Origin of the sequence: Actinomyces sp. oral taxon 849 str. F0330 (assembly GCF_000239715.1) — a bacterium.
In the GTDB taxonomy this organism is placed as follows: Bacteria; Actinomycetota; Actinomycetes; order Actinomycetales; family Actinomycetaceae; genus Actinomyces; species Actinomyces johnsonii.
This window is the reverse complement of the sequence record NZ_JH470348.1, coordinates 416,183-421,677: the sequence shown is the minus strand read 5'-3', so window position 1 is coordinate 421,677 and position 5,495 is coordinate 416,183. Positions and strand designations below refer to the sequence as shown.

Genomic DNA, 5,495 nt, shown 5'->3' with positions numbered 1-5,495 from the left:
ACTGGCCGCCGAGCCCCTCGATGTGCCCGTCAGCGCCGAGGCCGCCGCCGTGCGCCTCGTCTTGCGCGAGGCCACCTCCGTCGCTTCCGGCCCCGCCCTGACTGAGGCCCGCACCGTCGTCGTGGGCGGTCGCGGCGTGGACGGCGACTTCGACCTGGTCCGCTCCTTGGCCGAGCCGCTTGACGCCGCCGTCGGCGCCACTCGTGTGGCCTGCGACGAAGGCTGGATCGAGCGCAGCGCCCAGATCGGCCAGACCGGCGAGACGATCTCCCCGCGCCTGTACATCGGGCTCGGTGTCTCCGGCGCTGTCCACCACACCAGCGGCATCCAGGGGGCCGGGACGGTGGTGGCGATCTGCGACGACTCCGAGGCCCCGATTTTCGAGATGGCCGACTTCGGCGTCGTCGGCGACGTCACCGAGGTCGTGCCCCAGCTCGTCGAGGAGCTCGCCAAGCTGCGCGGCTGAGCTGCCAGTGGGGGCGCCGCGCAGCACCGACCGGTCTGGGGGAGGACGATGACCGCAGGATCGACGAGCCGCCCAGAGCCCGCAGAGGGAAGAGCGCTGCGTCCTGCAGCCGAGGAGCGGTGGGCCGATGAGCTGGCTGCTCTGGCTGCAGCAGATGCCGAGTCCGGTGCGGAGATCCCCCGGGGATGGCGCCTGTCGCCCCGCTCCGTGCGCACCTTCATCGTCGGGGACGAGGACCTCGGCGTCACCCGGAAGTTCTACGGTGACGATCCCCTGATCGACCGGGCGATCGTCACCCTGCTGGGCCGTCAGGGACTCATGCTCGTCGGAGAGCCGGGGACCGCGAAGTCCATGCTCTCAGAGCTGCTCGCAGCCGCGATCTGTGGGACCTCGACCCTGACGATCCAGGGCTCGGCGGGCACCACCGAGGACCACGTCCGCTACTCGTGGAACTACGCGCTCCTCATCGCCGAGGGCCCCTCGCGCAGAGCCCTGGTGCCCTCACCGGTCTACCAGGCCATGGAGCGGGGCGCCGTCGTGCGCTTCGAGGAGATCACCCGCTGCCCGCCCGAGATCCAGGACACGCTCGTCTCGGTGCTCTCCGAGAAGCAGCTCATGGTCCCAGAGCTGGAAGACGGCTTCCGCGTCAGCGCGGCTCAGGGATTCAACGTCATCGCCACTGCCAACCTGCGTGACCGCGGTGTCCACGAGATGTCCTCCGCGCTCAAGCGGCGCTTCAACTTCGAGACGGTGAGGCCCATCCCCGACCGCGCCTTCGAGGCCGAGCTCATCGCCAGCGCCCTGGATACCGAGCTCGGTGAGCAGCGCGTGCCGATGAGCCCGAAGGTGCTCGACGTCCTGGTGACTGTCTTCGCCGACCTGCGCACCGGGACCACCGCCACCGGGACCCCGGTCAAACGTCCCGAGACCGTCATGTCCACCGCCGAGGCCGTCAATGTTGGCGTGGCCGCCTCGTTGAGCGCGCGCTACCTGGGTGACGGTGCGGTGCGGGCCTCCGATATCGCCCGCCAGCTGGTGGGGGTGGCCCTCAAGGGCCAGGACGAGGACGCCAAGCGCATGCGGTTCTACATCGACTCGGTGGTGCGCGAGCGCGCCGCCTCCAGTACCGATTGGAAGGACTTCCTGACCGCCTCTCAAGGACTGTGGGAGTGAGCGCGCCGACGACACAGGTCCCCACCCGGCTCCAGCGCGCCCTGGACTCCCAGCAGCGCTGGGGCCTGGCGGGCGTCCACCTCGTCCCGATCCGGCACCACTCGCCGGCCTGCGCGCTGGCCCTGTCGGCGCTCCTGGAGGAGGTGCGTCCCGCCACGGTCCTCATCGAGGGGCCGGTCGAGTACGCCGCCCTCCTGCCCGCCCTCCAGGACCCGGCGACCGTCCCTCCGGTGGCGATCCTCTCCCTGGGGGAGCGCACCGCCTCCTACTATCCGCTGGCCGAGTTCTCTCCGGAGTGGGTCGCTCTGCGGTGGGCGGGTGAGCACGGGGCCGAGGCCGTCTTCATCGACCGCAGCGCCTGTCTTCGAGATGATGACGATCCCCACGACGATGCCCGCGGCGCTGTCGCCCGCACGCTCCAGGCCGAGCGGTACCTCGCCCGATCTCGCAGCCTGGACGCCCTCGCCCGGAGCCTGGGTTGCCGGGACCATGACGAGGTCTGGGAGCACCTCTTCGAGGACCGCGCCACCGCCGAAATCCGCAGCTGGCGGGGCTTCTTCTCCGACACGCTGGCCTGGTCCGGGCTGGCCCGCCTCGACACTGAGCGCGAGGTCCTCGACGCCGACGGTACCCACGCCCGCGAGGCCGTCATGACGGCGGCTCTGCGAGACCACCTGCCCGGTACCACCGAGGCGATCACAACATCCAGGGACGCCACCACGGCGCCGATCGTCATCGTCACCGGAGGATTCCACACCTTGGCGCTGCTCGACTGCCTCGATGGAACGGAGCACGCCGCCTGGCTGACCGAACCGCAGCTCCAGCCCGGCGGGCCGGCCTGGCTCATTCGCTACGACTTCGCCCGCCTCGACGCCCTGCGCGGCTATGGCGCTGGCATGCCCTCACCGGGACTGTGGCAGCGCGCCTGGCAGGCCCGCACCGGTTCCAGCCCGCCGCCCGATCGCAGCAGCGGATCGAACACGGCCGTGCGGCAGGCCGCGCAGACCGTCCCCGAATCGGTGAGAGCCGCCCGAGACTTCGCCACCACCGTGCTCCTCGACATCGCCACCGCTCTGCGCGAGCTCGGCGAACCACTGGGGACCGCCCAGGTGCTGGCCGCCGTTGAGCACGCCCTGGGATTAGCCGCCCTGCGCGGGCGCGCCTGGCCCGGCCGCTGCGACCTCATCGACGCCCTCACCAGCTGCCTGGTCAAGGACGACTCCGGCATATCCGGCAACCTGGGGGCAGCCGTCGCCTCCGTCCTGGCCCCCTCCGACGTCGGACAGATCCCCGAGGGCACCGCCATTCCACCACTGGTCTCCCAGGTGCGCGACCAGCTGCGCGCCGCGCGCATCATCACCGACGACGCCGTCGAGCACCGCGTCAGCCTCGACACCAGCCGCAGACCGCGCCACCGCGAGCGCCGTGAGCTGCTCGCCCGCCTGCGTTTCGTCGGCTCCGGCTTCGCCCACCAGATCTCGGGGGCCGATCTCGTCGCCGGCACCGGCATGGGCCAGTTCTTCGAGGAATGGGTCTACGCCTGGACCCCCATCGTGGAGGCCGCACTCGTGCGCGCGGCCCAGGAGGCCCCCGATCTCGACGTCCTCGTGCGAACCCGACTGGCCGAACGACTCACCGGTGAGCTCGACGCCGACACCTTGGCCACCCTGGTCAGTGAGCTGGCGGTCATGGGGCTCGACACCGAGGCCGGCGAAGTCTGCGACCGCCTGGAGGACCGTCTCGGTCGGCTCAGCGACCTGAGTGAGCTCGTCGAGGCCCTGCACCGGTTGACGGGGCTGATCGAGTCCACCTCTCGTCTACGCCTAGACCACGCCGTGCCCCGAATTCGTGCCATGGTGCGCCGAGGCTCCGCCATGATCGCCCGTCTCGTCCCGGACCTGGCAGGTCTGGAGGATCAGGAGGCCGAGGCGGCCGTCGACGCCCTCATCTCGGTGCGTGATCTCCTTGTCCGGCTGACGGCTTGGGACCACCGCGGCAGCGGTGACGATGGCGGCAAGGGGCCGCACGCCGGCCTCGGCGCGGTGATGCGTGAGATCGAGGCCCTTCGCCTCAGCCGTGACGCCGCCGCGGTGCTGGTCGGCTGCGCCACCGGAGTCGCAGCATCCGCCGGGGCGCTGACCGGGCAGGAGACGAGGAGCGCCGTCGTCGCCCATCTCGCGGTGGGTGCGGATCCGACGCGGGCGGCTGACTTCATCGTGGGACTGGTGCGCACCTCCCCGGATGTGCTCCTGCACTGCCCGGACACCGTCGAGGCCGTCACCTCTGCTCTCACGGCGCTGGACGACCAGGCCTTCGTCGCCGTCCTGCCGGACCTGCGTCGCGCCTTCACGACGCTTCGCCCCATCGAGACCCACCGCCTGGCCGGCACGGTGGCCGGGCTCGTGGGAACCAGCGCAGCCAACCTCGACGTCGTCTGGAGCGTCGACCCCGCTCAGGCCGCCCTGGGAGCCCAGGTCGAACGGGATCTGGTCGCCTCGCTGGTGCGCGACGGACTGGGGCAGTGGGCGCGATGACGAGCAGTGCGCCGTCGAACCGTCCCGGCTCCTGGACGGGGACGGACCGGGAGCTGGCGGCACGCCGCTGGCGCATGGTCCTGGGGCGCTACGCCGAGCCGGCTCTGCCGCGCAGCCAGCAGGACGCTGAGCTTGATGAGGCGCTGGGCTACGTCTACGACCGCGAGTACACCGGCCGCGGACACCGCCTGGGCCGTGGCGGTGGAGGCAGTGACGATCGGGCGCGCGGCGGATCAGGCCCCTCGGTTCTGCGGGCGGTCGACTGGCTCGACGGTGCCCGCCGGCTCTTCCCCGCCTCCACCCTGGAGCGTCTGGAGAGCGATGCCCTGACCCGCTACGGGCTCACTGAACTGCTCGCGGACCCGGCCGCCGTCGACTCCATCGACACCAGTGCCGAGTTGGGAGCCGCCCTGCTGTGTATCAAGGGAAGGATCCCGCCCCGGCTCTCCGACGGGCTGCGGGCCCTTATTTCCCGGGTTGTCGCCGACATCATGGAACGGCTGCGCCGCCCCGTGACGACCGCCCTGAGCGGCTCCCGGCGGCGCAGTAGCGCCAGTCCCCATGCCTTAGCGCGCAATTTCGACTGGCGTCGCACCATCACCGCCAACCTGGGCAACGTGGACCCCGAGACCGGCCGCATGATTGTTGAGGACGTGCGCTTCATGGCGCGCCAGAGGAGACGTCACCTGACCTGGGACGTCATCATCCTGGTGGACCAGTCCGCCTCCATGGCCTCCTGCCTGCTTCACAGCGCGGTGATGGCCTCGATCCTCGCGGGCCTTCCCGGTCTGTCCGTGCGCCTGGCCGTCTTCGACACCACCGTCGTCGACCTCAGCCACCTGGTTGACGATCCCGTCGAGGTCCTCATGACCAGTCAGCTGGGAGGCGGAACAGACATCGCCAACGCCGTCGGATACGCCGCCGAAGCGGTCTCCAGCCCCAGCCGCACCATCGTGACGGTCATCAGCGACTTCCAGGAGGGCGGATCGGTGTCCACCCTCGTGAAACGAGTGCATGACCTGGTCGCGCAGGGAGTCACCGTGCTGGGGCTGGCATCTCTGGGCGACGAGGGCCGCGTCTGGTACGACCACGACGTCGCCGAACGGCTCTCCGAGGTCGGAATGAGGATCGCCGCCATGACCCCGGACCGCTTCGCCACCTGGCTGGCGGAGGCGACCGCATGAACGTGCGGCGCGGCCCCGCTCGGCTCTCCTCCGACGGCCCCAGTTCCCCGGAGCGGCCCGAGCCCGCTGGACAATCCCCCTATGCGGCCTTCGCGGTATACGGTGCGCTCGACGACGTCGCCCTGGCCGCCCTGGGCA

Annotated in this window: 4 protein-coding genes; all 4 read left to right on the top strand. The window is 70.9% G+C overall.

Features of this window, described 5'->3' with window-relative positions:
- A partial coding sequence (locus HMPREF0975_RS01735) for an electron transfer flavoprotein subunit alpha/FixB family protein (RefSeq protein WP_156808145.1) occupies positions 1-466 on the top strand: 466 nt, incomplete at its 5' end.
- A gap of 48 nt (positions 467-514) precedes the next feature.
- Complete coding sequence (locus tag HMPREF0975_RS01730; RefSeq protein ID WP_009232379.1) at positions 515-1,639, top strand: ATP-binding protein; 1,125 nt, start codon at positions 515-517, stop codon at positions 1,637-1,639.
- The gene (locus tag HMPREF0975_RS01725; protein WP_009232378.1) at positions 1,636-4,173 is read left to right on the top strand and encodes a DUF5682 family protein; all 2,538 of its coding nucleotides are present in this window, start codon (positions 1,636-1,638) and stop codon (positions 4,171-4,173) included. The genes HMPREF0975_RS01730 and HMPREF0975_RS01725 overlap by 4 nt, the downstream gene beginning before the upstream one ends.
- The gene (locus HMPREF0975_RS01720; protein ID WP_009232377.1) at positions 4,170-5,357 is read left to right on the top strand and encodes a VWA domain-containing protein; all 1,188 of its coding nucleotides are present in this window, start codon (positions 4,170-4,172) and stop codon (positions 5,355-5,357) included. The genes HMPREF0975_RS01725 and HMPREF0975_RS01720 overlap by 4 nt, the downstream gene beginning before the upstream one ends.
- Positions 5,358-5,495: the final 138 nt, after the last annotated feature.

Excerpts from the sequence above, each read along its gene's own strand:
- HMPREF0975_RS01730 (WP_009232379.1), top strand. The coding sequence starts at position 515 with ATGACCGCAGGATCGACGAGCCGCCCAGAGCCCGCAGAGGGAAGAGCG.
- HMPREF0975_RS01720 (WP_009232377.1), top strand. The coding sequence starts at position 4,170 with ATGACGAGCAGTGCGCCGTCGAACCGTCCCGGCTCCTGGACGGGGACG.